Raw genomic sequence first — 26,293 nt, forward strand, 5'->3', positions numbered from 1 at the left:
CATCAGGTTCCGGCCACCCCGGCGGCACGTTTCTGCTGAGCTGTCCCTAGGAGATTCAGCCCTCGTCGTGGGCGACGGCGCGGCGCGCGTCGGCGTCCAGGACGCCCCAGCTGATCAGCTGCTCGGTCAGAACCGAGGGGGACTGGTCGTAGATCACGGCGAGGGTGCGCAGGTCGTCCTGGCGGATCGACAGCACCTTGCCGTTGTAGTCGCCGCGCTGGGACTGGATCGTCGCCGCGTAGCGCTGGAGCGGGCCCGCCTTCTCGGCCGGCACGTGGGCCAGCCGCTCCAGGTCGAGGACCAGCTTCGGCGGCGGCTCGGCGGCCCCGCCCGGAGTGGTGCCCGGAAGCAGCTCCTGGACCGGCACCCCGTAGAAGTCCGCCAGCTCGGCGAGACGCTGTACGGTGACGGCGCGGTCTCCGCGCTCGTACGAACCGACCACGACCGCCTTCCAGCGGCCCTGCGACTTCTCCTCCACGCCATGGAGGGAAAGGCCCTGCTGGGTGCGGATGGCGCGGAGCTTGGCCCCGAGCTGTTTGGCGTATTCGCTGGACATATAGCTCCCCGGACGCTGTATCAACGTGCGGCTCCGCCGCGCGGCTGGTGACTCACTGTGAGGTTACGCAGCGTTACTCTCCCCCGTCAAGCCGAAGGATTTTCGACCGGTCCCGGCCGGGCGTGACCCGGGGTGGCTGAAACCGATGTGATCAGCAGTGTTGCCGGGCTGGTACCGTTGATGGCGCAAATCCGACGTCCTTTAATGATCCGTCCCGTGAGGCGGAGAAGGAGGTCCGTTTCCCATGGACACTCAGCACGACAAGCAGCACGAAGAAGCCGACGCGCGTCCCGTGCTGGAGGCACCCGACATCGCCCGGGTGCTGACCCGCATCGCCCACGAGATCGTCGAACGCGCCAAGGGCGCCGACGACGTGGTGCTCCTCGGCATCCCGACCCGGGGCGTCTTCCTGGCCCGCAGGCTGGCCGACAAGCTCGAAGAGATCACCGACCGCAAGATCCCGGTCGGATCCCTCGACATCACGATGTACCGCGACGACCTGCGCATGCACCCGCCGCGCGCGCTGGCCCGCACCGAGATCCCCGGTGACGGCATCGACGGCCGCCTCGTCGTCCTCGTCGACGACGTGCTCTTCTCCGGCCGCACCATCCGCGCCGCGCTCGACGCGCTGAACGACATCGGCCGGCCGCGCGCCGTGCAGCTCGCCGTCCTCGTCGACCGGGGCCACCGCGAACTGCCCATCCGCGCCGACTACGTCGGCAAGAACCTCCCCACGTCGTTGCGGGAGACGGTCAAGGTCCAGCTCGCCGAGGAGGACGGTCGCGACACCGTGCTGCTCGGTGCCAAGCGGACCTCCACGGGCGAGTCCCGGTAGCACTCCGGCCCACGCCGCAGTGCGCCCCCGCGCGCCCGCATGCCCGAATCCTCCCTGAATTCCCTTACGGAGCCTGACAGATGCAGCGTCATCTCATCTCGGCCGCCGACCTCACCCGCGACGACGCCGTCCTGATCCTCGACACCGCCGAGGAGATGGCCCGGGTCGCGGACCGGCCGATCAAGAAACTGCCGACCCTGCGCGGCCGCACCGTCGTCAACCTCTTCTTCGAGGACTCGACCCGGACCCGGATCTCCTTCGAGGCCGCCGAGAAGCGCCTCTCCGCCGACGTCATCAACTTCACCGCCAAGGGGTCGAGCGTCTCCAAGGGCGAGTCCCTCAAGGACACCGCCCAGACCCTGGAGGCCATGGGCGTCGACGCCGTCGTCATCCGGCACGGCGCCTCCGGAGCCCCCTACCGCCTCGCCACCTCCGGCTGGATCGACGCCGCCGTGATCAACGCGGGCGACGGCACCCACCAGCACCCCACGCAGGCCCTGCTCGACGCCTTCACCATGCGCCGCCGGCTCGTCGGCCGGGACGCCGGACTCGGCCAGGACCTCTCCGGCAAGCGCATCACGATCGTCGGCGACGTCCTGCACAGCCGCGTCGCCCGCTCCAACGTCGACCTGCTGCACACCCTCGGCGCCGAGGTCACCCTCGTCGCCCCGCCCACCCTGGTGCCGGTCGGCGTGGAGAGCTGGCCCTGCGAGATCTCGTACGACCTCGACAGCACCCTCTCCAAGTCCGACGCCGTGATGATGCTGCGCGTGCAGCGCGAGCGGATGAACGCGGCGTTCTTCCCGACCGAGCGCGAGTACTCGCGTCGCTACGGGCTCGACGGCGACCGCATGGCGAGAATGCCGGAGCACGCCATCGTGATGCACCCCGGCCCGATGGTCCGCGGCATGGAGATCACCGCCGAGGTCGCCGACTCCGAGCGCTGCACCGTCGTCGAGCAGGTCGCCAACGGTGTCTCCATCCGCATGGCCGTCCTGTACCTGCTCCTGGGCGGCAACGAGCCCGCCGTCACCCACACCCGTACCGAGGAGAAGTAAGACCATGAGCAAGATCCTTATCCGTGGTGCGCGGGTGCTCGGCGGCGAGCCGCAGGACGTCCTGATCGACGGCGAGGTCATCGAGGCCGTAGGCACCGGGCTGTCCGCCGAGGGCGCCGAGGTCGTCGAGGCCGACGGCAAGGTGCTGCTGCCGGGCCTGGTCGACCTGCACACCCATCTGCGCGAGCCCGGCCGCGAGGACTCCGAGACCGTGCTGACCGGCACCCGCGCCGCGGCGAGCGGCGGCTTCACCGCCGTGTTCGCCATGGCCAACACCTTCCCGGTCGCCGACACCGCCGGCGTGGTCGAGCAGGTCTACCGGCTCGGCCAGGAGCACGGCTACTGCGACGTGCAGCCCATCGGCGCCGTCACCGTCGGCCTGGAGGGCAAGAAGCTCGCCGAGCTCGGCGCCATGCACGAGTCCGCCGCCGGCGTCACCGTCTTCTCCGACGACGGCAAGTGCGTCGACGACGCCGTGATCATGCGCCGCGCGCTGGAGTACGTGAAGGCCTTCGGCGGCGTCGTCGCCCAGCACGCCCAGGAGCCCCGCCTCACCGAGGGCGCCCAGATGAACGAGGGCGTCGTCTCCGCGGAGCTCGGGCTCGGCGGCTGGCCCGCGGTGGCCGAGGAGTCGATCATCGCCCGGGACGTCCTGCTCGCCGAGCACGTCGGCTCCCGCGTCCACATCTGCCACCTGTCGACCGCCGGCAGCGTCGAGATCGTCCGCTGGGCCAAGTCCCGCGGCATCGACGTCACCGCCGAGGTCACCCCGCACCACCTGCTCCTCACGGACGAACTGGTGCGCTCGTACAACCCCGTCTACAAGGTCAACCCGCCGCTGCGCACCGAGCGGGACGTCATGGCCCTGCGCGAGGCGCTCGCCGACGGCACGATCGACATCGTCGCCACCGACCACGCGCCGCACCCGCACGAGGACAAGGACTGCGAGTGGGCGGCCGCGGCGATGGGCATGGTCGGTCTGGAGACCGCGCTGTCCGTCGTCCAGCAGACGATGGTCGAGACCGGCCTGCTCGACTGGGCCGGCGTCGCCGACCGCATGTCCGTCAAGCCCGCCGCGATCGGCCGGGCCACCGGCCACGGACGTCCCGTCTCGGCAGGTGAGCCCGCCAACCTCACGCTCGTGGACACGGCATACCGTGGGACCGTGGACCCCGCCGGCTTCGCCTCGCGCAGCCGCAACACCCCCTACGAGGGCCGTGAGCTGCCGGGCCTGGTCACCCACACCTGGCTGCGGGGCAAGGCCACCCTCGTCGACGGGAAGCTCGCGTGACACCTCACCTCTCCATCGCCGCCGCCCAGAAGTCCGCGGAAGTGACCGACTGGTCCGCCCGGATCGGCTGGCTCGTCGGACTCGCCCTCTTCGTGGCGCTCGTCTACTGGCTGATGCGCGAGGGCTGGAAGTGGCGGGGCACCCTCCAGGGCGACCTGCCCGAGCTCCCCACCGCGCCGGAAGACACCGGCCCGGCCAGACTGAGCATGAGCGGCCGCTACCACGGCTCCACCACCGCCGGGCAGTGGCTCGACCGCATCGTGGCGCACGGTCTGGGCACGCGCAGCCGGGCCGAGCTCACCCTGACGGACGCGGGACTCGACGTCGTACGCCCCGGAGCGGACGACTTCTTCATCCCGGCCTCGCAGCTGCGCGAGGCCCGGCTCGACAAGGGCATCGCGGGCAAGGTCCTCACCGAGGGCGGACTCCTGGTCGTCACCTGGGCGCACGGCGACAGGCTCCTCGACTCCGGATTCCGCTCCGACCGCGCGGCCGAGCACAACGAATGGGCCGACACCCTGAACGACATGATCAACAAGACGGAAACGGAAGGCGCACGATGACGACCTCCACCCAGGGGAACGCCTCGCACAAGGAGAAGGCGCTTCCCGCCGTACTCGTCCTGGAGGACGGCCGGGTCTTCCGCGGCCGGTCCTACGGGGCCGTGGGGGAGACCTTCGGCGAAGCGGTGTTCTCCACCGGCATGACCGGCTACCAGGAGACCCTCACCGACCCGTCGTACCACCGCCAGGTCGTGGTGATGACCGCCCCGCACGTCGGCAACACCGGCGTCAACGACGAGGACCCCGAGTCGCAGCGGATCTGGGTCGCCGGCTACGTGGTCCGCGACCCCGCGCGCGTGCCCTCCAACTGGCGCTCGCGCCGCTCCCTCGACGAGGAACTGCGCAACCAGGGCGTCGTCGGCATCAGCGGCATCGACACCCGCGCCCTCACCCGCCACCTGCGCGAGCGCGGCGCCATGCGCGTCGGCATCTTCTCCGGCAACGCGCTGCCCGACGAGGGCACCATGCTCGCCCAGGTGCGCCAGACGCCCGAGATGACGGGCGCGAACCTCTCCGCCGAGGTCGCCACCAAGGAGACGTACGTCGTCCCCGCGATCGGCACGAAGCGGTTCACCGTCGCCGCCGTCGACCTGGGCATCAAGGGCATGACCCCGCACCGGATGGCCGAACGCGGCATCGAGGTGCACGTGCTGCCCGCGACGGCCACCGCCGAGGACGTCTACGCCGTGAACCCCGACGGCGTGTTCTTCTCCAACGGCCCCGGTGACCCCGCCACCGCCGACGGCCCCGTCGCCGTGATGCGCGAGGTCCTCGCCCGGAAGACGCCGCTGTTCGGCATCTGCTTCGGCAACCAGATCCTCGGCCGCGCGCTCGGCTTCGGCACGTACAAGCTGAAGTACGGCCACCGCGGCATCAACCAGCCGGTGCAGGACCGTACGACCGGCAAGGTCGAGGTCACCGCGCACAACCACGGCTTCGCCGTCGACGCCCCGCTCGACGAGGTCTCCCAGACCCCCTTCGGCCGCGCCGAGGTCTCCCACGTCTGCCTCAACGACAACGTGGTGGAAGGCCTCCAGCTGCTCGACCAGCCGGCCTTCAGCGTCCAGTACCACCCCGAGGCGGCGGCGGGGCCGCACGACGCCGCCTACCTGTTCGACCGCTTCACGTCTTTGATGGAAACAGCTCTGATGGAGGGCCAGCGTGCCTAAGCGCACCGATATCCAGTCCGTCCTGGTCATCGGCTCCGGCCCGATCGTCATCGGCCAGGCCGCCGAGTTCGACTACTCCGGCACCCAGGCCTGCCGCGTCCTGCGCGCCGAGGGCCTGCGGGTCATCCTCGTCAACTCCAACCCGGCGACGATCATGACCGACCCGGAGATCGCCGACGCCACGTACGTCGAGCCGATCACCCCCGAGTTCGTCGAGAAGATCATCGCCAAGGAGCGCCCCGACGTCCTGCTGCCGACCCTCGGCGGCCAGACGGCGCTCAACACCGCCATCTCCATGCACGAGCAGGGCGTGCTGGAGAAGTACGGCGTCGAACTGATCGGCGCCAACGTCGAGGCGATCAACAAGGGCGAGGACCGCGACCTCTTCAAGGGCGTCGTCGAGGCCGTGCGCGAGAAGATCGGCTACGGCGAGTCCGCCCGCTCCGTGATCTGCCACTCCATGGACGACGTGATCGCGGGCGTCGACACGCTCGGCGGCTACCCCGTCGTCGTGCGCCCCTCCTTCACCATGGGCGGCGCCGGCTCCGGCTTCGCGCACGACGAGGAGGAGCTGCGCCGCATCGCCGGCCAGGGCCTCACGCTCTCCCCGACCACCGAGGTGCTCCTGGAGGAGTCCATCCTCGGCTGGAAGGAGTACGAGCTGGAGCTGATGCGCGACAAGAACGACAACGTCGTGGTCGTCTGCTCCATCGAGAACTTCGACCCGATGGGCGTCCACACCGGCGACTCCATCACCGTCGCCCCCGCCATGACGCTGACCGACCGCGAGTACCAGCGGCTGCGCGACATCGGCATCGCGATCATCCGCGAGGTCGGCGTCGACACCGGCGGCTGCAACATCCAGTTCGCGATCAACCCCGACGACGGCCGCGTCATCGTGATCGAGATGAACCCGCGCGTCTCGCGGTCCTCGGCCCTCGCCTCCAAGGCGACCGGCTTCCCCATCGCCAAGATCGCGGCCAAGCTCGCCGTCGGCTACACGCTCGACGAGATCCCGAACGACATCACCGAGAAGACCCCGGCCTCCTTCGAGCCGACCCTCGACTACGTCGTCGTCAAGGCCCCGCGCTTCGCCTTCGAGAAGTTCCCCCAGGCCGACTCCACGCTGACCACCACGATGAAGTCGGTCGGCGAGGCCATGGCGATCGGCCGCAACTTCACCGAGGCGCTCCAGAAGGCGCTGCGCTCGCTGGAGAAGAAGGGCAGCCAGTTCACCTTCGTGGGTGAACCCGGTGACAAGGCGGAGCTGCTGCGCGAGGCCGTCCGTCCCACCGACGGCCGCATCAACTCCGTCATGCAGGCCATCCGCGCGGGCGCCACCCCCGAGGAGGTCTTCGAGTCCACGAAGATCGACCCGTGGTTCGTCGACCAGCTCTTCCTGATCAAGGAGATCGCCGACGAGCTGGCCGCCGCCGACAAGCTCCACCCCGAGCTGCTCGCCGAGGCCAAGCGGCACGGCTTCTCCGACACCCAGATCGCCGAGATCCGCGGGCTGCGCGAGGACGTCGTCCGCGAGGTGCGGCACGCGCTCGGCGTACGCCCGGTCTACAAGACGGTCGACACCTGCGCCGCCGAGTTCGCCGCGAAGACGCCGTACTTCTACTCCTCCTACGACGAGGAGACCGAGGTCGCGCCGCGCGAGAAGCCCGCGGTGATCATCCTGGGCTCGGGCCCCAACCGCATCGGCCAGGGCATCGAGTTCGACTACTCCTGCGTCCACGCCTCCTTCGCGCTCAGCGACGCCGGCTACGAGACCGTGATGGTCAACTGCAACCCCGAGACCGTCTCCACGGACTACGACACCTCCGACCGCCTGTACTTCGAGCCGCTGACGCTGGAAGACGTGCTGGAGATCGTGCACGCGGAGTCGCTGGCCGGCCCGATCGCCGGTGTCATCGTGCAGCTCGGCGGCCAGACCCCGCTGGGCCTCGCGCAGGCGCTCAAGGACAACGGCGTACCGGTCGTCGGCACCTCGCCCGAGGCGATCCACGCCGCCGAGGACCGCGGCGCGTTCGGCCGGGTCCTGGCGGAGGCCGGCCTGCCGGCCCCCAAGCACGGCACCGCCACCACCTTCGCCGAGGCCAAGGCCATCGCCGACGAGATCGGCTACCCGGTCCTGGTCCGCCCCTCGTACGTCCTCGGCGGACGCGGCATGGAGATCGTCTACGACGAGACCCGGCTGTCCTCCTACATCGCCGAGTCCACCGAGATCAGCCCCTCCCGGCCGGTCCTGGTCGACCGCTTCCTCGACGACGCCATCGAGATCGACGTCGACGCGCTGTACGACGGCGAGGAGCTCTACCTCGGCGGCGTCATGGAGCACATCGAGGAGGCCGGCATCCACTCCGGCGACTCGGCGTGCGCCCTGCCCCCGATCACCCTCGGCGGCTTCGACATCAAGCGGCTGCGCGCCTCGACGGAGGCCATCGCCAAGGGCGTCGGCGTCCGCGGCCTGATCAATATCCAGTTCGCGATGGCCGGGGACATCCTCTACGTCCTGGAGGCCAACCCGCGCGCCTCGCGCACCGTCCCCTTCACCTCGAAGGCGACCGCGGTGCCGCTCGCGAAGGCCGCCGCCCGCATCTCGCTGGGCGCGACCGTCGCCGAGCTGCGCGCCGAGGGCCTGCTCCCGGCGAACGGCGACGGCGGCACCCTGCCGCTCGACGCGCCGATCTCCGTCAAGGAGGCCGTCATGCCGTGGTCGCGCTTCCGCGACATCCACGGCCGCGGTGTCGACACCGTGCTCGGCCCGGAGATGCGCTCCACCGGCGAGGTCATGGGCATCGACTCCGTCTTCGGCACGGCGTACGCCAAGTCGCAGGCCGGCGCCTACGGCCCGCTGCCCACCAAGGGCCGCGCGTTCATCTCGGTCGCCAACCGGGACAAGCGCTCGATGATCTTCCCGGCGCGCGAGCTCGTCGCCCACGGCTTCGAGCTGATGGCCACCTCCGGCACCGCCGAGGTGCTCAAGCGCAACGGCATCCACGCCACGATCGTGCGCAAGCAGAGCGAGGGCGAGGGCCCGAACGGCGAGAAGACGATCGTCCAGCTCATCCACGACGGCGAGGTCGACCTCATCGTCAACACGCCGTACGGCACCGGCGGCCGCCTCGACGGCTACGAGATCCGCACGGCGGCCGTGGCCCGCTCGGTCCCGTGCCTGACGACGGTGCAGGCGCTCGCCGCCGCCGTCCAGGGCATCGACGCGCTCAACCACGGAGACGTGGGCGTGCGCTCGCTCCAGGAACACGCCGAGCATCTGATCGCGGCGCGCGACTAGCAGCCCTGAGGGGGACACCGGAAAACGGTGTCCCCCTCTTCATGAGCCCCCCGCCCCTTCCAGAGGCGTTCCCCACCGGGCACCTCAGAGGACACGATCATGTACAAGCTCTTCTTCGGCCTCGTCTTCAAGCGGATGGACCCGGAGCAGGCCCACCACCTCGCCTTCCGCTGGATCCGGCTCGTCGCCCGCGTCCCGGTCCTGCGCACCTTCGTCGCCGCCGCGCTCGCGCCCCGGTACGAGGAACTGCGCACCGAGGCGCTCGGCCTGCGCATGCACGGCCCCTTCGGACTCGCCGCCGGCTTCGACAAGAACGCCGTGGCCATCGACGGCATGGCGATGCTCGGCTTCGACCACATCGAGATCGGCACGGTCACCGGGGAGCCCCAGCCGGGCAACCCCAAGAAGCGGCTGTTCCGCCTCGTGCCGGACCGCGCGCTGATCAACCGCATGGGCTTCAACAACGAGGGCTCCGCGGCCGTCTCGGAGCGACTGGCGGCCCGTACGCCCGTCTTCAGGACCGTCGTCGGCGTCAACATCGGCAAGACCAAGGTCGTCCCCGAGGAGGAGGCCGTCGGCGACTACGTGAAGTCCACCGAGCGCCTCGCCCGGCACGCCGACTACCTCGTGGTGAACGTCTCGTCGCCGAACACCCCCGGCCTGCGCAACCTCCAGGCCACCGAGGCCCTGCGGCCGCTGCTCAGCGCCGTGCGCGAGGCCGCCGACCGCGCCGTCACGGACCGCCGCGTCCCGCTCCTCGTCAAGATCGCGCCCGACCTCGCCGACGAGGACGTCGACGCCGTCGCCGACCTCGCCGTCGAACTCGGCCTGGACGGGATCATCGCGACGAACACCACCATCGCGCGCGAGGGCCTCGGCCTGACCTCGGACCCCTCCCTGGTCGAGGAGACCGGCGGTCTCTCCGGCGCGCCGCTCAAGGCACGCTCCCTGGAGGTCCTCAGGCGCCTCTACGCGCGCGTGGGCGACCGGATCACCCTGGTGGGCGTCGGCGGCGTCGAGGACGCCGAGGACGCCTGGCAGCGCATCCTGGCCGGCGCCACGCTGGTCCAGGGCTACAGCGCCTTCATCTACGAGGGTCCCTTCTGGGGCCGCGCCATCCACAAGGGACTCGCCGCCCGCCTGCGCACGAGCCCGTACGCCACCCTCGCCGACGCGGTCGGCGCCGACGTGAGGAAGCCCGCATGAGCCTGGAACCCTTCGGCGCACGTCTGCGCCGCGCCATGGACGAGCGCGGTCCCCTGTGCGTGGGCATCGACCCGCACGCCTCCCTGCTCGCCGACTGGGGCCTCGGCGACGACATCGCGGGCCTGGAGCGGTTCAGCCGCACGGTCGTCGAGGCGCTCGCCGAGCGGGTCGCCGTCCTGAAGCCCCAGAGCGCGTTCTTCGAGCGGTTCGGCTCCCGCGGGATCGCCGTCCTGGAGAAGTCCGTCGAAGAGGCCCGGGCGGCCGGCGCGCTGGTCGTGATGGACGCCAAGCGAGGCGACATCGGCTCGACCATGGCCGCGTACGCCGAGACCTTCCTGCGCAAGGACGCGCCGCTCTTCTCGGACGCGCTGACCGTGTCGCCGTACCTGGGCTACGGCTCGCTGAAGCCCGCGGTCGAGCTGGCGCGCGAGAGCGGGGCCGGGCTCTTCGTCCTCGCGCTCACCTCCAACCCGGAGGGCGGCGAGGTGCAGCACGCCGTGCGCGCCGACGGGCGGAACGTCGGAGCGACGATGCTCGCGCGCCTGGCCGCCGAGAACGCCGACGAGACCCCGCTCGGTTCCTTCGGCGCGGTCGTCGGCGCGACCCTGGGCGACCTCTCCTCGTACGACCTGGAGATCAACGGCCCGCTCCTCGCGCCCGGCATCGGCGCCCAGGGAGCGACCGCCGCGGATCTCGCGGGCGTGTTCGGGTCCGCCGTGCGCAACGTCGTCCCGAACGTGAGCCGGGGTGTCCTTCGTCACGGTCCCGACGTCATGGCCCTGCGCGAGTCCGCCGAGGGCTTCGCGGAGGAGATCAGGGCCGCCGTGGCGGCCGCCTGAGCGCTCCGACAGCCGTTCGAGAGTCCTCCGACGAGTGCCTTCCCGGCGCCGAGAGTCTGAATACATTCTCAAATCCGGGGAGGTTTGTCGTAAATGTCGGCCTCCAGGGAGGCTGACCAGGACTTTTCCTCTGTTCTCGCTGACTCCGGCGCACTTGCCCGCTAGTCTCCGACGAGTGGGAGCACCTCCCGCGCTGTCAAGGCGGCGGGAATCAACGGGCGAGCGTGTTGCCCGGGGCTCCCAGGTGAGGGGCGACCAGGTCCCTCACCGGTCCGTATCCGACAGTTCGACATCCGAGGTGACGTAGGCGTGGCTCTTCCGCCCCTTACCCCTGAACAGCGCGCAGCCGCGCTCGAAAAGGCCGCCGCGGCTCGCCGGGAGCGGGCCGAGGTCAAGAATCGACTCAAGCACTCCGGCGCCTCTCTTCACGAGGTCATCAAGCAGGGCCAGGAGAACGACGTCATCGGCAAGATGAAGGTCTCCGCTCTCCTGGAGTCCCTGCCGGGCGTGGGCAAGGTCCGCGCCAAGCAGATCATGGAGCGACTCGGGATCTCCGAGAGCCGCCGCGTCCGCGGTCTCGGCTCGAACCAGATCGCCTCTTTGGAGCGCGAGTTCGGCGGTTCCGGCGCCTGAGTCCTGGACACACCGGGATTGCTGGAATAATCGCTGTATGGCTGCAACACCCCGGGGGACGACCCCCGTACCCCCGGACGTACGTCCGCGGCTGACCGTGCTCTCCGGCCCCTCCGGGGTCGGCAAGAGCACGGTCGTCGCTCATATGCGCAAGGCGCACCCCGAGGTCTGGCTCTCGGTGTCGGCGACGACCCGTAAGCCCCGCCCCGGCGAGAAGCACGGAGTCCACTACTTCTTCGTCACCGACGACGAGATGGACAAGCTGATCGCCAACGGCGAGCTCCTGGAGTGGGCCGAGTTCGCCGGCAACCGCTACGGCACCCCGCGGGCCGCGGTCCTGGAGCACCTGGAGTCCGGTGTCCCGGTCCTCCTGGAGATCGACCTCCAGGGAGCCCGGCAGGTCCGCGAGTCCATGCGGGAAGCGCTGCTGGTGTTCCTGGCACCGCCCTCCTGGGACGAGCTGGTGCGCAGGCTCACCGGGCGGGGCACCGAGCCGCCCGAGGTCATCGAGCGCCGGCTGGACGCGGCGAAGATCGAACTGGCCGCCGAACCCGAGTTCGACGTCACCCTGGTCAACACCTCCGTCGAGGACGTTGCGCGTGAGCTGCTAGCCTTGGTGGCAGTTGTTTGATCTTTCAGGTCAATTTCCACCTTTCGGAAGGCAGAGCGTGTCCTCTTCCATCACTGCTCCCGAGGGCATCATCAACCCTCCGATCGACGAGCTTCTCGAGGCCACCGACTCGAAGTACAGCCTGGTGATCTACGCGGCCAAGCGCGCCCGTCAGATCAACGCGTACTACTCGCAGCTCGGCGAGGGCCTCCTCGAGTACGTCGGTCCGCTCGTCGACACCCACGTCCACGAGAAGCCGCTGTCGATCGCGCTGCGCGAGATCAACGCGGGTCTGCTGACCTCCGAGGCCGTCGAGGGCCCCGCTCAGTAGTCGTATCAAAACGCTCATCCCAGGCCCGGCGGCGCGACCGCCGGGCCTGTGGTGTGTCATGGAGTCGTACGTTTCCGAGCCCGGGGAGAGACGGTGGACAAGCCCAAGGTCGTTCTGGGGGTCAGCGGTGGCATCGCCGCGTACAAGGCCTGTGAGCTGCTGCGACGGCTGACGGAGTCGGGTCACGACGTACGGGTCGTGCCCACCGCCTCCGCGCTGAACTTCGTCGGCGCGGCCACCTGGTCCGCGCTCTCGGGCCACCCGGTGTCCACCGAGGTCTGGTCGGACGTCCACGAGGTCCCGCACGTCCGCATCGGGCAGCACGCCGATCTCGTGGTGGTCGCCCCCGCGACGGCCGACATGCTGGCCAAGGCCGCCCACGGGCTGGCCGACGACCTCCTCACCAACACCCTGCTCACCGCGCGCTGTCCGGTCGTCTTCGCGCCCGCCATGCACACCGAGATGTGGGAGCACCCCGCCACCCAGGAGAACGTGGCGACCCTGCGTCGGCGCGGTGCCGTCGTCGTCGAGCCGGCCGTGGGACGTCTGACCGGCGTCGACACCGGCAAGGGGCGGCTGCCCGACCCGGGGGAGATCTTCGAGGTCTGCCGCCGTGTCCTCGCCCGCGGCGCCGCCGAGCCCGATCTCGCCGGACGGCACGTCGTCGTCAGCGCCGGCGGCACCCGTGAGCCCCTCGACCCGGTCCGCTTCCTCGGCAACCGCTCCTCCGGCAAGCAGGGCTACGCGCTCGCCCGCACCGCCGCCGCCCGCGGCGCCCGGGTCACCCTGATCGCGGCGAACACCGGCCTGGCGGACCCGGCGGGGGTCGACGTGGTCCGGGTGGGCACCGCCGTGCAGCTGCGGGAGGCCGTGCTGAAGGCCGCCGCCGACGCCGACGCCGTGGTGATGGCGGCCGCGGTGGCGGACTTCCGCCCCAAGGCATACGCCTCCGGGAAGATCAAGAAGAAGGACGGCAAGGAACCGGAGCCGATCGTTCTCGTACGCAATCCGGACATCCTCGCGGAGATCTCCGCGGACCGCGCCCGCCCCGGCCAGGTCGTGGTGGGCTTCGCCGCCGAGACCGACGACGTCCTGTCCAACGGACGGACCAAACTGGAGCGCAAGGGATGCGATCTCCTGGTGGTGAACGAGGTGGGCGAGCGCAAGACCTTCGGTTCCGAGGAGAACGAGGCCGTCGTGCTCGGAGCCGACGGGAGTGAGACCCCGGTGCCCTACGGACCCAAGGAAGCCCTGGCCGAGACCGTGTGGGATCTGGTGACACACCGGCTGGTGTGAAACCCCTCCTGTCGCACCTGTCACACAAATCGCGCAAAATCGGGCGTGGCGACCCTGGCGAAGACCCATGGCCATGGCGCAGAATGCCCGTGCCGCAGGTCACAGGCCTTCCGAGAGGCGAGACAGGGGTCCCGCGGCCGAGTGCGACCGATAAACTGTTCTCGGACGACGCCGGGCGCAGCCCCCGACCCGTCCACCAATGATCAGCCAGCAGCCGCTGCAACCACAGGGAGCGTTGTGTCCCGTCGCCTGTTCACCTCGGAGTCCGTGACCGAGGGCCACCCCGACAAGATCGCTGACCAGATCAGCGACACCATTCTCGACGCGCTTCTGCGCGAGGACCCGACGTCCCGGGTCGCCGTGGAGACGCTCATCACCACCGGCCTGGTGCACGTGGCCGGAGAGGTCACGACCAAGGCGTACGCGCCGATCGCCCAGCTGGTCCGCGACAAGATCCTGGAGATCGGCTACGACTCGTCGAAGAAGGGCTTCGACGGAGCCTCCTGCGGCGTGTCGGTGTCGATCGGCTCCCAGTCCCCGGACATCGCGCAGGGTGTCGACACGGCGTACGAGTCCCGTGTCGAGGGCGACGAGGACGAGCTGGACAGGCAGGGCGCCGGCGACCAGGGCCTGATGTTCGGGTACGCGACGGACGAGACCCCGAACCTGATGCCGCTCCCGATCCACCTCGCGCACAAGCTCTCGCGCAGGCTGTCCGACGTCCGCAAGAACGGGACCATCCCGTACCTGCGCCCCGACGGCAAGACCCAGGTCACCATCGAGTACGACGGCGACAAGGCGGTCCGTCTGGACACCGTCGTCGTGTCCTCGCAGCACGCCTCGGACATCGACCTGGAGTCCCTGCTCGCTCCCGACATCCGCGAGTTCGTCGTGGAGCCGGAGCTGAAGGCCCTCCTCGAGGACGGCATCAAGCTGGAGACCGAGGGCTACCGCCTGCTGGTGAACCCGACCGGCCGCTTCGAGATCGGCGGCCCGATGGGCGACGCCGGCCTCACCGGCCGCAAGATCATCATCGACACGTACGGCGGCATGGCCCGCCACGGCGGCGGCGCCTTCTCCGGCAAGGACCCGTCCAAGGTCGACCGCTCCGCCGCCTACGCGATGCGCTGGGTCGCCAAGAACGTCGTCGCCGCGGGCCTCGCCTCGCGCTGCGAGGTCCAGGTCGCCTACGCGATCGGCAAGGCCGAGCCCGTCGGTCTGTTCGTCGAGACCTTCGGCACCGCCAAGGTCGAGGCCGAGAAGATCGAGACCGCCATCACGGACGTCTTCGACCTCCGTCCGGCGGCCATCATCCGGGACCTCGACCTGCTGCGCCCGATCTACTCCCAGACCGCCGCGTACGGCCACTTCGGCCGCGAGCTGCCCGACTTCACGTGGGAGCGCACGGACCGGGTGGACGCGCTGCGCAAGGCCGCGGGCCTGTAGGTCCCGGCGGTTTCGTCAGAGCCGTGAGGCCCGGTACCCCTCGGGGTGCCGGGCCTCACGGCTGCGCGGAAAGGGGTGGCCGGACCACGGGCCGGGTCCGTACGCTGATGATCTCCCGGTGCGATGGCCGCGGTTACTTCGGTGGAGTACGCCCATGGCGTGCGGTGAATCTGGATACACGTTCCGCTGCCGACCTGATCTCGGGAGAACCGACTCCGCCCCCGCCCGGTGCGAGGGCCGCGGATACTTCCCGGGGTACCGACCCCTCGCAGGTTCGAATCCTGCTGCCGGTCCCCGACCGGTATGGCCGAGCGGTCCAAGGCAGAAGCGTCTTCACGGCGTACGCGATCCGCGGCCGGCCCGATCTCGGGCGGGCGGCGCTGTCGGTGGGGTCTGGTAGGAATACTGCTGTGAGCAGCGCGAACGGGCGATCCGACGACGGCGCGGGCGGAGCGGAGGGCGCCCCGCCCGAGCAGCTTGCGCTGATCCGCGAGGCCGTGCGGCAGGCCAAGGCGCCGAAGGCCAAGCCGCGGACCTGGCGGGGCGCCCCGCTCGCGAAGGACCTGCCCGTCGCGCGGGTGCTCGTCGACAAGGGCGTGCTGCACCTCGACCGCTACTTCGACTACGCCGTGCCCGAGGACCTGGACGAGGCCGCGCAGCCGGGTGTCCGGGTCCGGGTCCGGTTCGGCGCCGGCGGCCGCACCGTGCGCGAGGGGCGGCGCGAGGGCGGCTCCCTGATCGACGGCTACCTGGTCGAGCGGGTCGCCGAGTCCGACTACTCGGGGCCGCTGGCCGCGCTCGCCCAGGTCGTCTCGCCCGAACCCGTCCTCGGACCCGAACTGCTGGGCCTCGCCCGCGCCGTCGCCGACCGGTACGCGGGATCCCTCGCCGACGTGCTGCAACTGGCCGTGCCGCCCCGGCACGCGCGCGCCGAGGCGCGGGAGTCCCCGGCGCCCCCTCCGGCGCCCTCCGCACCCGACCCCGGGACCTGGCGCCGTTACGCGCGCGGCGCAGACTTCCTCACCTCGCTCGCCTCGGGGGGCGCCCCGCGCGCGGTGTGGACCGCGTTGCCCGGTCCCGAGTGGGCCGAGGAGATCGCCCGCGCCGTGCGGGCGACGCTCGCCTCGGGGCGCGGCGCGCTCGTCGTCGTACCGGCGGGCCGGCCCGCCGCCCGCGTGGACGCCGCCCTCAAGGCGCAGCTGGGGGAGGGGCAGCACGCCGTGCTGACCGCCGACGCGGGACCCGAGCGGCGCTACCGCGACTGGCTCGCCGTACGACGCGGTTCCGTACGGGCGGTGGTCGGCACCCGGGCCGCCATGTTCGCGCCGGTGCGCGACCTCGGGCTCGTCGCCGTCTGGGACGACGGGGACGACGGACACAGCGACGACAACGCGCCCTTCCCGCATGTCAGGGAAGTGCTGGAGCTGCGTGCCTCCCGGGACAAGTGCGGCTTCCTGCTGGGGGGTTGGACCTGCACGGTGGAGGCGGCACAGCTGGTGGAGAGCGGCTGGGCGCTGCCGCTCGCCGCGGACCGGGAACAGGTTCGCGCCGCCGCGCCGTTGGTGCGGACCGTCTCCGACACCGATCTCGCGCGCGACGAGGCCGCCCGCGCCGCCCGGCTGCCGACGCTCGCCTGGCAGACCGTCAGGGAGGGGCTCAAGCACGGCCCCGTGCTTGTGCAGGTGCCCCGGCGCGGCTATGTGCCCCGGATGGCCTGTGCCCGGTGCCGTGAGCCCGCGCGCTGCCGGCACTGCGCGGGTCCGCTGGAGGCGCGGGACGCCCGGGCGCTGTGCTGTGCGTGGTGCGGGCGGGACGAGCCGGCCTGGCACTGCCAGGAGTGCGGCGGGTTCCGGCTGCGGGCCCAGGTCGTCGGCGCCCGGCGGACCGCCGAGGAACTGGGCCGGGCGTTCCCGGCCGTCCCCGTGCGCACGTCCGGGCGGGAGCAGGTGCTGGACACGGTGCCCGCGACGCCCGCCCTGGTCGTCAGCACGCCCGGGGCCGAACCGGTCGCCGAGGGCGGGTACGCGGCGGCCCTGCTGCTCGACGGCTGGGCCATGCTCGGGCGGCCCGATCTGCGGGCGGGCGAGGACGCGCTGCGCCGGTGGACGGGGGCCGCGGCGCTGGTCCGTCCGCAGGCGGCGGGCGGCACGGTCGTGGTCGTGGCCGAACCGACCCTGCGGCCCGTGCAGGCGCTCGTGCGGTGGGATCCGGTCGGGCACGCGGTGCGTGAACTGGCCGAGCGGGCCGAGCTGGGCTTTCCGCCGGTCTCCCGGATGGCCGCGGTGTCGGGGGCGCCCGAGGCGCTCGCCGGGTTTCTCGCGGCGGCCGAACTGCCGCGGGACGCCGAGGTGCTGGGACCCGTGCCGGTCGCGGCCGGTGAGCCGGGGAGGCCCCGGCGCCCCGGTGGGCCGCCCGTCGGGGAGCCGGGGGAGCGGGTGCTGATCCGGGTGCCTCCGGGCAGCGGCGCGGCTCTGGCGGCGGCGCTGAAGAGCGCGCAGGCGGCACGGATGGCCCGTGGCGGCGGTGAGCCCGTACGCATCCGGATCGATCCGCCCGACATCGGCTGAGCCCGGGCCGGGCGGTGCCGAACCGGAGGCGCGGACTCCCGTGCAGGTACGGGTACTTGTGCGGGTACCTGTACGGATACGGGTGTGTGGGTACGCGGGGGACTGCCCCCCGGGTCTGGCGCCGGGAGGCAGGTGTCGCCTCGGTGCGTCGGGTCAGCCGTTGCGCGGGCCAGGGAAGGCCGTGGGCCTGACCTCGTCGCGGAACGCCGGACTGCCGGAGGTCGGCTGCGTCGGCATCGAGCGGGCCGCGGGCACGGTCGGCACCGAGGGGATGACACTGTCGACCGAGACCGGGCGCGGTTCGCCCGTCTCCGTCGCGCGCTCCGCCTCGGCGGCGGCCTGGGCGGCGGCACGGCGGGCGCCGTAACGCCGGTGCACGGCCTGCTTGGTGACCCCGAGGGCCGAGCCCACCGCGTCCCAGGAGAAGCCGAGGGAGCGGTCGAAGTCCACGGCGGCGGTGACCAGGGTCTCGACGCTGTCCCGCAGCTCCTGGGCGAGACGGACCGTCGGGGCGGGGGCGCGCCCGTAGACGACGAAGCCCGTGGAGGGGCCGGCACGGCGCGGGCGGTAGACGTTGCCCAACTGGGCGGTGAGCGTGCGCAGTGCGTCCACCTGCCGACGGACCCGCTCGATGTCGCGCACCAGCAGGTGCAGGCTGGCCCGAGCCTGGGCGTCGTGGGTTGCATGGTCGGCCATGAACAAACCTCTCGAACCGGCGTTGAAAGGGAGCGGGCCGCTGCTCTGCGGCCCGCCGTGGTCAACTCTTTCTTGACCAACGCGTGGACGGGTGAGTGGTCACGGGTGCAAGGGCGCAAGAGCATATGAACGGGGCGCGTCACCTGCTGTACGCCCCCCGTCGTGCGGCGGACGCGCCCCGTGCGCCGCGGGACGAGGCCCACCACCTGCACCGACGCCCGGCCCCACCCCGTACCGCCCGCCCCCTCCGCGTCTTCGTCGGGTGTCGGGTGCCCTCCGTGGGGGCGCGTGGCCCGGGGAACCCCCGGGCCCTTGGGCCGTGGGCGGCATAGACTGGTGCGCTGCCCCGTGCGCCGCACGCGCGCGGGGGACGGAAGTGCTCCCGCCCGAGAGGCCAACCGCCACTTATGAAGCTCGTCTTCGCAGGCACCCCCGAGGTCGCCGTTCCCGCCCTGGACGCCCTGATCGCCTCCGGGCGGCACGAGGTGGCCGCCGTCGTGACCCGGCCGGACGCGCCGGCCGGACGGGGGCGACACCTCGTCGCGAGCCCGGTCGCCGAGCGGGCGGAACAGGCCGGGATCGAGGTGCTCAAGCCCGTGAAGCCGCGGGACGAGGAGTTCCTGGCCCGGCTGCGGGAGATCGGCCCCGACTGCTGCCCCGTCGTGGCGTACGGCGCGCTGCTGCCCCGGGTCGCCCTCGACATCCCCGCCCAGGGCTGGGTCAACCTGCACTTCTCGCTGCTGCCGGCCTGGCGCGGCGCCGCCCCCGTCCAGCACGCGATCATGGCCGGTGACGAGATCACCGGCGCCACCACCTTCCTGATCGAGGAGGGCCTCGACTCGGGACCGGTCTACGGGACCGTCACCGAGGAGATCCGCCCCACCGACACCAGCGGGGACCTGCTCACCCGGCTCGCCTTCGCCGGTTCCGGACTGCTCGCCGCGACGATGGACGGGATCGAGGACGGCACCCTCAAGGCCGTGCCCCAGCCCCTCGACGGCATCAGCACCGCGTCGAAGATCACCGTCGAGGACGCCCACGTCGACTGGGCCGCCCCGGCCCTGCGCGTCGACCGCATGGTCCGCGGCTGCACGCCCGCCCCCGGCGCCTGGACCGTCTTCCGCGGCGAGCGGCTCAAGCTCATCCAGGCCGCCACGGTCCCCGACCGCACCGACCTCGCCCCGGGCGAGCTGTCCGTCGCCAAGAACAACGTCTACGTGGGCACCGGTTCGTACGCCGTCGAGCTGCTGTGGGTCCAGGCCCAGGGCAAGAAGCCGATGCGGGCCGCTGACTGGGCCCGCGGGGTGCGGATCCCCTCCGGCGAACGCCTCGGAGTCTGACGCCGGCCTCGCGGCGTACGCTGATAGACGCACCTTTTCCTGGATCCGGAGCACCTTTTTCGTGAGTGAGCAGCCCCGTCGGCCGCAGAAGCCCGGCAAGCCCTACCGCCGCCCCCAGAAGGACCCGGTCCGCATGCTCGCCTTCGAGGCGCTGCGGGCCGTGGACGAGCGGGACGCGTACGCGAACCTCGTCCTGCCGCCGCTGCTGCGCAAGGCGCGGGCCAAGGGCGACTTCGACACCCGGGACGCGGCGCTCGCCACCGAGCTGGTGTACGGCACGCTGCGCCGCCAGGGGACGTACGACGCCGTCATCTCGGCCTGTGTCGACCGGCCGCTGCGGGAGGTCGACCCGCCGGTCCTCGACGTGCTCAGCCTCGGTGTCCACCAGCTGCTCGGCACCCGCATCCCCACGCACGCGGCCGTCTCCGCCTCGGTCGAGCTGGCCCGGGTGGTCCTCGGCGACGGGCGGGCCAAGTTCGTGAACGCCGTGCTGCGCAAGGTCGCGCGCCAGGACCTCGACACCTGGCTCGAACAGGTCGCCCCGCCCTACGACGAGGACCCCGAGGACCACCTCGCCGTCGTGCACTCGCACCCGCGCTGGGTCGTCTCCGCGCTCTGGGACTCCCTCGGCGGCGGCCGGGCCGGCATCGAGGACCTGCTGGAGGCCGACAACGAGCGCCCCGAGGTGACCCTCGTCGCCCGCCCCGGACGCTCCACCAGCGAGGAACTCCTCGGCTCCCTCGACGAGGACTCGGCGCTCCCCGGACGCTGGTCCCCGTACGCCGTGCGGCTCACCGAGGGCGGCGAGCCCGGTGCCGTCGACGCCGTGCGCGAGGGCCGTGCGGGCGTCCAGGACGAGGGCAGCCAGCTGGTCGCGATCGCCCTGGCGAACGCGCCGCTCGACGGCCCCGACCGTCTCTGGCTGGACGGCTGCGCCGGGCCCGGCGGCAAGGCCGCGATGCTGGCCGGCCTCGCCGCGCAGCGCGGCGCGACGCTGCTCGCCTCCGAGAAGCAGCCGCACCGCGCGGGGCTCGTCGCGAAGGCACTCGACGGGAACCCCGGTCCCTACCAGGTCATCGCCGCCGACGGCACCCGCCCGCCGTGGCGCCCCGGCACCTTCGACCGCGTGCTGATGGACGTGCCCTGCACGGGTCTGGGCGCGCTGCGCCGCCGTCCCGAGGCCCGCTGGCGCCGCCGTCCCGAGGACCTCGACGGCTTCGCTCCGCTCCAGCGCGGACTGCTGCGCACGGCGCTCGCCTCCGTACGGGTGGGCGGTGTCGTCGGCTACGCGACCTGCTCGCCGCACCTCGCCGAGACCCGTGCCGTCGTCGACGACGTCCTCAAGCACTTCGAGGACGGCTCGGCCGAGCTGCTCGACGCCCGCCCGCTGCTTCCCGGCGTGCCCGCCCTGGGGGACGGCCCCGACCTCCAGCTCTGGCCGCACCTGCACGGAACGGACGCCATGTACCTGGCCCTGATCCGCCGGACCGCCTGACCCGGCCGGGGTCGTTCGATCTCCCGTCAGCCGGGTGGCCCGGGTGGCACGGGCGGCCCTGGCGGCTCCGCGTCTGCCGGAGGTGAGCCTCCGTCCTCGTGCGCGGGACCGTCCCCGTGCGCCGGGCCGTCCTCGTGCGCGAGGCGGTTCGGCCACCACACCTTCGGGCCGACGTCCAGGAACAGGGACGTGACCAGCACCGAGCGGACCACGAAGGTGTCCAGGAGCACGCCGAGGGCGACCGCGAAGCCGATCTCCGCGAAGCCCACGATCGGCAGGGTGCCCAGGGCCGCGAACGTGCCCGCGAGCACCAGGCCGGCCGAGGTGATCACCGCCCCGGTCGTGGCGAGTCCCGTGACGACGCCCTGCCGGGTGCCGTGGCGGGTCGCCTCCTCGCGGATGCGGGTCGTCAGGAAGATGTTGTAGTCGATGCCGAGCGCCACCAGGAACACGAACACGAACAGCGGGAAGGCCACGTCCTCGCCCGCGTAGTCGAAGACGTGCCGGAAGGCCAGAGCGCTCACGCCGAGGGCGGTGGCCAGCGACAGCACCACGGTCCCGATCAGCAGGAGCGGCGCCACCAGCGCGCGCAGCAGGACGCTCAGAACCAGCAGGACCACCGCGAGGACGAGGGGGATGACGAGGTAGTTGTCGTGGGCCTGGGCGTTCTCCATGTCCAGCAGGACCGCGGCGCCGCCGCCCACCTTCGCGTCCGCCCCCGGCACGGCGTGCACCGCGTCGCGTACCCGCTCCACCGTGTCCTTCGCGGCGGCACTGTCCGAGGGGGCCCGGGTCGTCGCCTCGAACAGCACCCTGCCGTCGTGCACGGGCGCCGTGCCCGGGGGCACGCCGATGCTCGCGGGCACCACGCCCGGGTCCGCCGCCACGGTCCGGCCGACCTCCCTGGCCTGGGCCGTGTTCGACACGATGACCAGGGGATCCCCGTCGCCCGCCGGGAAGTATCGCGCCGACACCTCCTGGCCGACGACCGAGTCCGGTCTCCCGGTGAACTGGTCCGCGTTGGGGATGCCCGCGGCCCGCAGCTGGATCAGACCGAGGGACAGCAGCCCCAGCGCCAGCGCCGTGGCCACCCAGGTGGTCCGGGGACGGCGGGCGATCCGCCGGCCGGTACGCGCCCAGACACCGCTGCGGGTCGGATCGGCCGAGCCGACGTGCGGGACGGCGGGCCAGAAGATCCAGCGGCCGAAGACGAGCAGCAGCGCGGGGAAGAGCGTGAGCATGGCGAGCAGACCGACGGCCACGCCGATCGCGGCGACCGGGCCGAGGCCCCTGGTGGAGTTCATCTCGGCGACCAGGAGCACCAGCATGCTCAGGACGACCGTCGCGCCCGACGCGAGGATGGCGGGACCGGCCCGGTTCATGGCGAGCTTCATCGCCTCGTGCCGGTCCTCGTGGCGCCGCAGTTCCTCGCGGTAGCGGGCGACCAGCAGCAGCGCGTAGTCGGTCCCCGCGCCGAACACCAGCACGGTCAGGATGCCGGCGCTCTGGCCGTTGACGGTCAGACCCGCGTGTTTCGCCAGCAGATAGATCAGCGCCTGGGCCGTGAACAGGGCGACGACCACCCCGAGCAGGGGCACGAACAGCAGGATCGGGCTGCGGAAGGTGATCAGCAGCATCACCACGACGACCGCCATCGCGGCGTAGAGCAGCGTCGAGTCGATGCCCTGGAAGGCCTTGGAGGAGTCGGCGGCCGTACCGCCGGGCCCGGTGATGTGCACGGAGAGCCCGTCTCCGCCCTTGCCGACCTGGTCACGGATCGAGGAGACGGCGGGGGCGATCCGCTGCCAGCCGGACGCGTCCATGGTGATGGGGACGTAGACCTGCGCCGCGCGCGGATCGGGCTGCCGGTCGAACACCGGGCCCCGGGTCTCCTCGCCGCGGACGCCGTGGGCCCGCAGCGTCCTGAGCTGCCCGACGTCCTCGGCGATCTGCACGCGGTCCTTCGCCGTCAGGCCGTCCGGGCGCGCGTAGACGACGACCGCGGGGATCTGCTCGGGCCTGAACCCGTTCGAGATGCCGAGGACCTGGGTGGACTCCGCCGAGCCCGGCAGCCAGGACTGGGCGTCGTTGTCCTCGGCGCCGCTGAGCTTGGCCCCGAGGGGCGCCACGAAGAGCAGGACCAGCAGCCACAGGGCCAGGACCAGCCACTTGGAGCGCCTGCCGCACACGGCCGAGACGGCCCCGTGCTTCCAGCCGTCGAGCCGGTTCATGCCCACCCCCGGGACCGGGCGCCGTGCCTCAGGACCGTTCCGCGGGGCACGACGGACCCTCGTACGGTGTCCACGGAGCGAACCAGGTCCGGACCGAGGCGGGCAACGGGCCCGCGGCATGGCAGTCTTGGGGCATGGCCGCGCAGATCAACCCCAGCATCCTGTCCGCCGACTTCGCCCGTCTTGCCGAGGAGGCAAAGGCGGTGGAAGGCGCGGACTGGCTCCATGTCGACGTCATGGACAACCATTTCGTACCGAACCTCACCCTCGGGGTGCCGGTCGTGGAGTCCCTGGCCCGTGCCACCGACACGCCGCTGGACTGCCATCTGATGATCGAGGACGCCGATCGCTGGGCGCCCCAGTACGTGGAAGCCGGTGCCGGCTCCGTCACCTTCCATGTGGAGGCGGCCGCCGCGCCCGTCCGGCTCGCCCGCGAGATCCGGGCCAAGGGCGCCCGTGCCTCGATGGCGCTCAAGCCCGCGACCCCGATCGAGCCGTACGAGGATCTGCTGCCCGAGCTCGACATGCTGCTGATCATGACGGTCGAGCCCGGATTCGGAGGCCAGGCTTTTCTTGACATCATGCTCCCCAAGATCCGCCGCACGCGCGAGTTGATCAGCAAGCACGGACTGGAACTGTGGCTCCAGGTCGACGGCGGCGTCTCCGCCTCCACCATCGAGCGGTGCGCGGAGGCGGGAGCCGACGTGTTCGTCGCCGGTTCGGCGGTGTACGGGGCCGCGGACCCGGCCGGGGCGGTACGTGCACTGCGCACCCAGGCCGAGGGGGCGATGACCCGTGCGTCGTGGGCGTGCGGCCACTGAGCCAAGGGAACGTGAACGCCGCCCATCAGGGCGGATCAAGTGCGCCGGATCTGCAAGGATGAACGGCGTATCCAGAGTGTGAACAGAAGTGAGGAGATGGCCGTGTCGGGTATGTCGGCGGGCCGGTCAGCCATGCGGATGGGACCCGCTGAGCTGGTCCAGGCGGCGGCCATGGCCCGCCGCTTCTACCTCGAGGGCAAATCCAAGATCCAGATCGCCGAGGAGTTCGGCGTCAGCCGCTTCAAGGTGGCCCGGGTCCTGGAGACCGCTCTCGAACGGGATCTCGTGAGGATCGAGATCCGCGTCCCCGCCGAGCTCGACGCGGAGCGCTCGGACGCGCTGCGGGCCCGCTACGGCCTGCGGCACGCCGTGGTCGTCGAGTCCCCGGCCGAGGCCGAGGAGTCGCCCGACCCGGAGAACCTCGGCGAGGTGGCCGCCGACCTGCTCGGCGAGCTCGTCAACGAGGGCGATGTGCTCGGCCTCGCCTGGGGCCGTTCCACCATCCACATGGCGGCCGCCCTGGACCGGCTTCCGCCCTGCACCGTGGTGCAGCTGACGGGCGTGTACGACGCCGGGACCGCCGAACGCGGCTCCGTCGAGGCCGTCCGGCGCGCCGCGCAGGTGTCGGGCGGCGACGCCCACCCCATCTACGCGCCGATGCTGCTCCCCGACGCGGCCACCGCGGCGGCGCTGCGCCACCAGACGGGGATCGCCCGCGCCTTCGAGTACTTCGACAAGGTGACGGTCGCCTGCGTCTCGATCGGCTCCTGGGAGCCCGGCATCTCCACGGTGCACGACATGCTCAGCGACGCGGAGCGCGCGCACTACGCCTCGCTCGGTGTCGCCGCCGAGATGTCCGCGCACCTCTTCGACGCCGAGGGCCGCCGGGTCGGGCGCGACCTGGGCGAGCGCTGCATCACGGTCGAGGCCGACCGACTGCGCCGCATCCCCGAGGTCGTCGCCATAGCGGGCGGGCAGCGCAAGGCGGCCGCCATCGACGCGGTGCTGCGGTCCGGGCTCGTCACCAGCCTGGTGACGGACACCTCGGCCGCGGACGCGCTGATGACGGCGGGCCCGCCGCCGCGTCCGGCGCTGAACCGGGCGGACCCCGACGGGCCCTGAGGAGGGCACACGGAGCGCGCCCCGAGGGGACGGTCGTGGCAGCATCGACGTCATGCTGCCACGGCCGTCCCCTCGGGCGTTCACGGTCCGCCTGTTCGCGGGACTGCTGGTCTGTCTGACCGTCCTGCTGACGGGCTGCTCGGCGACGGGCGGGGCCGGTCCGGGAGACTCGGCGGCCACCGCCGTGAGCCGTTCCGGGCGGACCCCGTCATGGGCCGGCGGTCTGCCGGCCGTCTCCGTGACCGCGCTCCCCGCCGAGGCGCGGTCGACCCTCGCCCTCATCGACCGGGGCGGCCCCTTCCCGTACGCCAAGGACGGCGCCGTCTTCGGCAACTTCGAGCGCGAACTGCCGGGGCACACCAGGGGCTACTACCACGAGTACACGGTGCCGACCCCGGGGGAGCGGGACCGGGGGGCCCGCCGCATCGTCACCGGGCGGGGCGGGGAGATCTTCTACACCGACGATCACTACAACTCGTTCAAGGCGGTGCTGAGATGACGCACGGTCCGCTCGCCGCGGTGTGCCGTTCGGCCGGGTGGCAGGTCACCGAACTCGACCTCACCGGGGTCCTCGACAAGGCCGCCTTCATGGCGCGCTGCGTCCGCTCCCTCGACCTGCCTGAGTGGTTCGGGCGCAACTGGGACGCGCTCGGCGACCTGCTCGGCGACCCCGACTGGGGACCGGCCAGTCCGGGCAGACTCCTCGTGGTGACCGGCTGGCGCCCCTACGCGCGGGCCCGGCCCGACGAGTGGGAGACCGCGCAGGAGGTCCTGGAATCGGCCTCCGGCTACTACCAGGACTCCGACGCGGCCCTCTCGGTGGTCCTGTCCCTTGGAGGATCCGACCAGCTGCCCCCTGACCAGCCTGGATGATCCGCCCGGGGACC

General features: G+C 71.9%; 23 protein-coding genes. 20 read left to right on the plus strand and 3 right to left on the minus strand.

Annotated elements, in window-relative coordinates:
* Positions 1 to 55: 55 nt before the first annotated feature.
* Complete coding sequence (bldD, locus tag ACFWI4_RS13865) at positions 56 to 556, minus strand: transcriptional regulator BldD (RefSeq protein ID WP_037621142.1); 501 nt, start codon at positions 554 to 556, stop codon at positions 56 to 58.
* A 244-nt stretch (positions 557 to 800) separates the two neighbouring features.
* Here bldD and pyrR point away from each other — a divergent pair, with 244 nt between their 5' ends.
* From pyrR to ACFWI4_RS13935, 14 genes are all read left to right on the plus strand, one after another.
* A complete protein-coding gene (gene pyrR, locus ACFWI4_RS13870) occupies positions 801 to 1,391 on the plus strand; it encodes a bifunctional pyr operon transcriptional regulator/uracil phosphoribosyltransferase PyrR (protein ID WP_387194959.1) in 591 nt (196 codons plus the stop codon).
* Positions 1,392 to 1,471: 80 nt separating this feature from the next.
* Positions 1,472 to 2,449 (plus strand): aspartate carbamoyltransferase catalytic subunit, encoded by a 978-nt coding sequence (locus ACFWI4_RS13875; RefSeq protein WP_387194962.1) that lies wholly within the window; start codon positions 1,472 to 1,474, stop codon positions 2,447 to 2,449.
* A 4-nt stretch (positions 2,450 to 2,453) separates the two neighbouring features.
* Positions 2,454 to 3,740, plus strand: coding sequence for a dihydroorotase (locus ACFWI4_RS13880; RefSeq protein ID WP_387194965.1), 1,287 nt, complete (start codon positions 2,454 to 2,456; stop codon positions 3,738 to 3,740).
* Positions 3,737 to 4,303, plus strand: coding sequence for a hypothetical protein (locus ACFWI4_RS13885; protein ID WP_385408728.1), 567 nt, complete (start codon positions 3,737 to 3,739; stop codon positions 4,301 to 4,303). Before ACFWI4_RS13880 ends, ACFWI4_RS13885 begins: the two co-directional genes overlap by 4 nt.
* Positions 4,300 to 5,472 (plus strand): glutamine-hydrolyzing carbamoyl-phosphate synthase small subunit, encoded by a 1,173-nt coding sequence (gene carA, locus ACFWI4_RS13890; RefSeq protein ID WP_387194969.1) that lies wholly within the window; start codon positions 4,300 to 4,302, stop codon positions 5,470 to 5,472. Before ACFWI4_RS13885 ends, carA begins: the two co-directional genes overlap by 4 nt.
* Positions 5,465 to 8,773, plus strand: coding sequence for a carbamoyl-phosphate synthase large subunit (gene carB, locus ACFWI4_RS13895; RefSeq protein ID WP_387194972.1), 3,309 nt, complete (start codon positions 5,465 to 5,467; stop codon positions 8,771 to 8,773). The genes carA and carB overlap by 8 nt, the downstream gene beginning before the upstream one ends.
* A 99-nt stretch (positions 8,774 to 8,872) precedes the next feature.
* Positions 8,873 to 9,979: a quinone-dependent dihydroorotate dehydrogenase gene (locus ACFWI4_RS13900; RefSeq protein ID WP_387194975.1), complete on the plus strand. Its 1,107-nt coding sequence runs from the start codon at positions 8,873 to 8,875 to the stop codon at positions 9,977 to 9,979.
* A complete protein-coding gene (pyrF, locus tag ACFWI4_RS13905) occupies positions 9,976 to 10,818 on the plus strand; it encodes an orotidine-5'-phosphate decarboxylase (RefSeq protein WP_387194978.1) in 843 nt (280 codons plus the stop codon). The genes ACFWI4_RS13900 and pyrF overlap by 4 nt, the downstream gene beginning before the upstream one ends.
* Before the next feature lie 309 nt (positions 10,819 to 11,127).
* Positions 11,128 to 11,451 carry an integration host factor gene (locus tag ACFWI4_RS13910; RefSeq protein WP_016638838.1) on the plus strand — a complete coding sequence of 108 codons (324 nt, stop codon included), beginning with the start codon at positions 11,128 to 11,130 and terminating at the stop codon, positions 11,449 to 11,451.
* Between the two features lie 37 nt (positions 11,452 to 11,488).
* Positions 11,489 to 12,082 carry a guanylate kinase gene (gene gmk, locus ACFWI4_RS13915; protein ID WP_339128167.1) on the plus strand — a complete coding sequence of 198 codons (594 nt, stop codon included), beginning with the start codon at positions 11,489 to 11,491 and terminating at the stop codon, positions 12,080 to 12,082.
* Between the two features lie 37 nt (positions 12,083 to 12,119).
* Positions 12,120 to 12,392 carry a DNA-directed RNA polymerase subunit omega gene (gene rpoZ / locus ACFWI4_RS13920; protein ID WP_003982715.1) on the plus strand — a complete coding sequence of 91 codons (273 nt, stop codon included), beginning with the start codon at positions 12,120 to 12,122 and terminating at the stop codon, positions 12,390 to 12,392.
* A gap of 93 nt (positions 12,393 to 12,485) precedes the next feature.
* Positions 12,486 to 13,688: a bifunctional phosphopantothenoylcysteine decarboxylase/phosphopantothenate--cysteine ligase CoaBC gene (gene coaBC, locus ACFWI4_RS13925; RefSeq protein WP_387194981.1), complete on the plus strand. Its 1,203-nt coding sequence runs from the start codon at positions 12,486 to 12,488 to the stop codon at positions 13,686 to 13,688.
* A gap of 237 nt (positions 13,689 to 13,925) precedes the next feature.
* Entirely contained in the window at positions 13,926 to 15,134 is a 1,209-nt protein-coding gene (metK, locus tag ACFWI4_RS13930; RefSeq protein ID WP_385408741.1) for a methionine adenosyltransferase, read from the plus strand.
* Positions 15,135 to 15,544: 410 nt separating this feature from the next.
* On the plus strand, positions 15,545 to 17,701 hold the full coding sequence (locus tag ACFWI4_RS13935; protein ID WP_387194984.1) for a primosomal protein N': 2,157 nt from the start codon (positions 15,545 to 15,547) through the stop codon (positions 17,699 to 17,701).
* Between the two features lie 153 nt (positions 17,702 to 17,854).
* Here the strand turns inward: ACFWI4_RS13935 and ACFWI4_RS13940 are convergent, their stop codons facing one another.
* Positions 17,855 to 18,397 carry a hypothetical protein gene (locus ACFWI4_RS13940; RefSeq protein ID WP_385408745.1) on the minus strand — a complete coding sequence of 181 codons (543 nt, stop codon included), beginning with the start codon at positions 18,395 to 18,397 and terminating at the stop codon, positions 17,855 to 17,857.
* A 407-nt stretch (positions 18,398 to 18,804) separates the two neighbouring features.
* Here ACFWI4_RS13940 and fmt point away from each other — a divergent pair, with 407 nt between their 5' ends.
* Together fmt and ACFWI4_RS13950 are read left to right on the plus strand one after the other, a co-directional pair.
* Positions 18,805 to 19,737: a methionyl-tRNA formyltransferase gene (gene fmt, locus ACFWI4_RS13945; protein ID WP_387194987.1), complete on the plus strand. Its 933-nt coding sequence runs from the start codon at positions 18,805 to 18,807 to the stop codon at positions 19,735 to 19,737.
* Between the two features lie 61 nt (positions 19,738 to 19,798).
* A complete protein-coding gene (locus ACFWI4_RS13950) occupies positions 19,799 to 21,232 on the plus strand; it encodes an RsmB/NOP family class I SAM-dependent RNA methyltransferase (RefSeq protein ID WP_387194990.1) in 1,434 nt (477 codons plus the stop codon).
* Between the two features lie 26 nt (positions 21,233 to 21,258).
* Here ACFWI4_RS13950 and ACFWI4_RS13955 read toward each other — a convergent pair whose 3' ends face one another.
* Entirely contained in the window at positions 21,259 to 23,463 is a 2,205-nt protein-coding gene (locus ACFWI4_RS13955; RefSeq protein ID WP_387194993.1) for an MMPL family transporter, read from the minus strand.
* A 134-nt stretch (positions 23,464 to 23,597) separates the two neighbouring features.
* On the opposite strand from ACFWI4_RS13955, the gene rpe reads away from it, so the two are divergent.
* The 4 genes from rpe (at position 23,598) to ACFWI4_RS13975 (ending at position 26,279) form a co-directional block, all read left to right on the plus strand.
* Entirely contained in the window at positions 23,598 to 24,284 is a 687-nt protein-coding gene (gene rpe / locus ACFWI4_RS13960) for a ribulose-phosphate 3-epimerase (RefSeq protein ID WP_387194996.1), read from the plus strand.
* 78 nt (positions 24,285 to 24,362) lie between these two features.
* Positions 24,363 to 25,406, plus strand: coding sequence for a sugar-binding transcriptional regulator (locus ACFWI4_RS13965; RefSeq protein WP_387194999.1), 1,044 nt, complete (start codon positions 24,363 to 24,365; stop codon positions 25,404 to 25,406).
* 52 nt (positions 25,407 to 25,458) lie between these two features.
* Positions 25,459 to 25,905 (plus strand): ribonuclease domain-containing protein, encoded by a 447-nt coding sequence (locus ACFWI4_RS13970; RefSeq protein ID WP_387195002.1) that lies wholly within the window; start codon positions 25,459 to 25,461, stop codon positions 25,903 to 25,905.
* Entirely contained in the window at positions 25,902 to 26,279 is a 378-nt protein-coding gene (locus ACFWI4_RS13975) for a barstar family protein (RefSeq protein WP_387195005.1), read from the plus strand. Before ACFWI4_RS13970 ends, ACFWI4_RS13975 begins: the two co-directional genes overlap by 4 nt.
* Positions 26,280 to 26,293 lie beyond the last annotated feature (14 nt).

The organism is Streptomyces sp. NPDC127038, assembly GCF_042725875.1.
Taxonomy (GTDB): domain Bacteria; phylum Actinomycetota; class Actinomycetes; order Streptomycetales; family Streptomycetaceae; genus Streptomyces.

Excerpts from the sequence above, each read along its gene's own strand:
- bldD (WP_037621142.1), bottom strand. The coding sequence starts at position 556 with ATGTCCAGCGAATACGCCAAACAGCTCGGGGCCAAGCTCCGCGCCATC.
- pyrR (WP_387194959.1), top strand. The coding sequence starts at position 801 with ATGGACACTCAGCACGACAAGCAGCACGAAGAAGCCGACGCGCGTCCC.
- ACFWI4_RS13875 (WP_387194962.1), top strand. The coding sequence starts at position 1,472 with ATGCAGCGTCATCTCATCTCGGCCGCCGACCTCACCCGCGACGACGCC.
- ACFWI4_RS13880 (WP_387194965.1), top strand. The coding sequence starts at position 2,454 with ATGAGCAAGATCCTTATCCGTGGTGCGCGGGTGCTCGGCGGCGAGCCG.
- carA (WP_387194969.1), top strand. The coding sequence starts at position 4,300 with ATGACGACCTCCACCCAGGGGAACGCCTCGCACAAGGAGAAGGCGCTT.
- ACFWI4_RS13900 (WP_387194975.1), top strand. The coding sequence starts at position 8,873 with ATGTACAAGCTCTTCTTCGGCCTCGTCTTCAAGCGGATGGACCCGGAG.
- pyrF (WP_387194978.1), top strand. The coding sequence starts at position 9,976 with ATGAGCCTGGAACCCTTCGGCGCACGTCTGCGCCGCGCCATGGACGAG.
- gmk (WP_339128167.1), top strand. The coding sequence starts at position 11,489 with ATGGCTGCAACACCCCGGGGGACGACCCCCGTACCCCCGGACGTACGT.
- ACFWI4_RS13940 (WP_385408745.1), bottom strand. The coding sequence starts at position 18,397 with ATGGCCGACCATGCAACCCACGACGCCCAGGCTCGGGCCAGCCTGCAC.
- fmt (WP_387194987.1), top strand. The coding sequence starts at position 18,805 with ATGAAGCTCGTCTTCGCAGGCACCCCCGAGGTCGCCGTTCCCGCCCTG.
- ACFWI4_RS13955 (WP_387194993.1), bottom strand. The coding sequence starts at position 23,463 with ATGAACCGGCTCGACGGCTGGAAGCACGGGGCCGTCTCGGCCGTGTGC.
- rpe (WP_387194996.1), top strand. The coding sequence starts at position 23,598 with ATGGCCGCGCAGATCAACCCCAGCATCCTGTCCGCCGACTTCGCCCGT.
- ACFWI4_RS13970 (WP_387195002.1), top strand. The coding sequence starts at position 25,459 with ATGCTGCCACGGCCGTCCCCTCGGGCGTTCACGGTCCGCCTGTTCGCG.
- ACFWI4_RS13975 (WP_387195005.1), top strand. The coding sequence starts at position 25,902 with ATGACGCACGGTCCGCTCGCCGCGGTGTGCCGTTCGGCCGGGTGGCAG.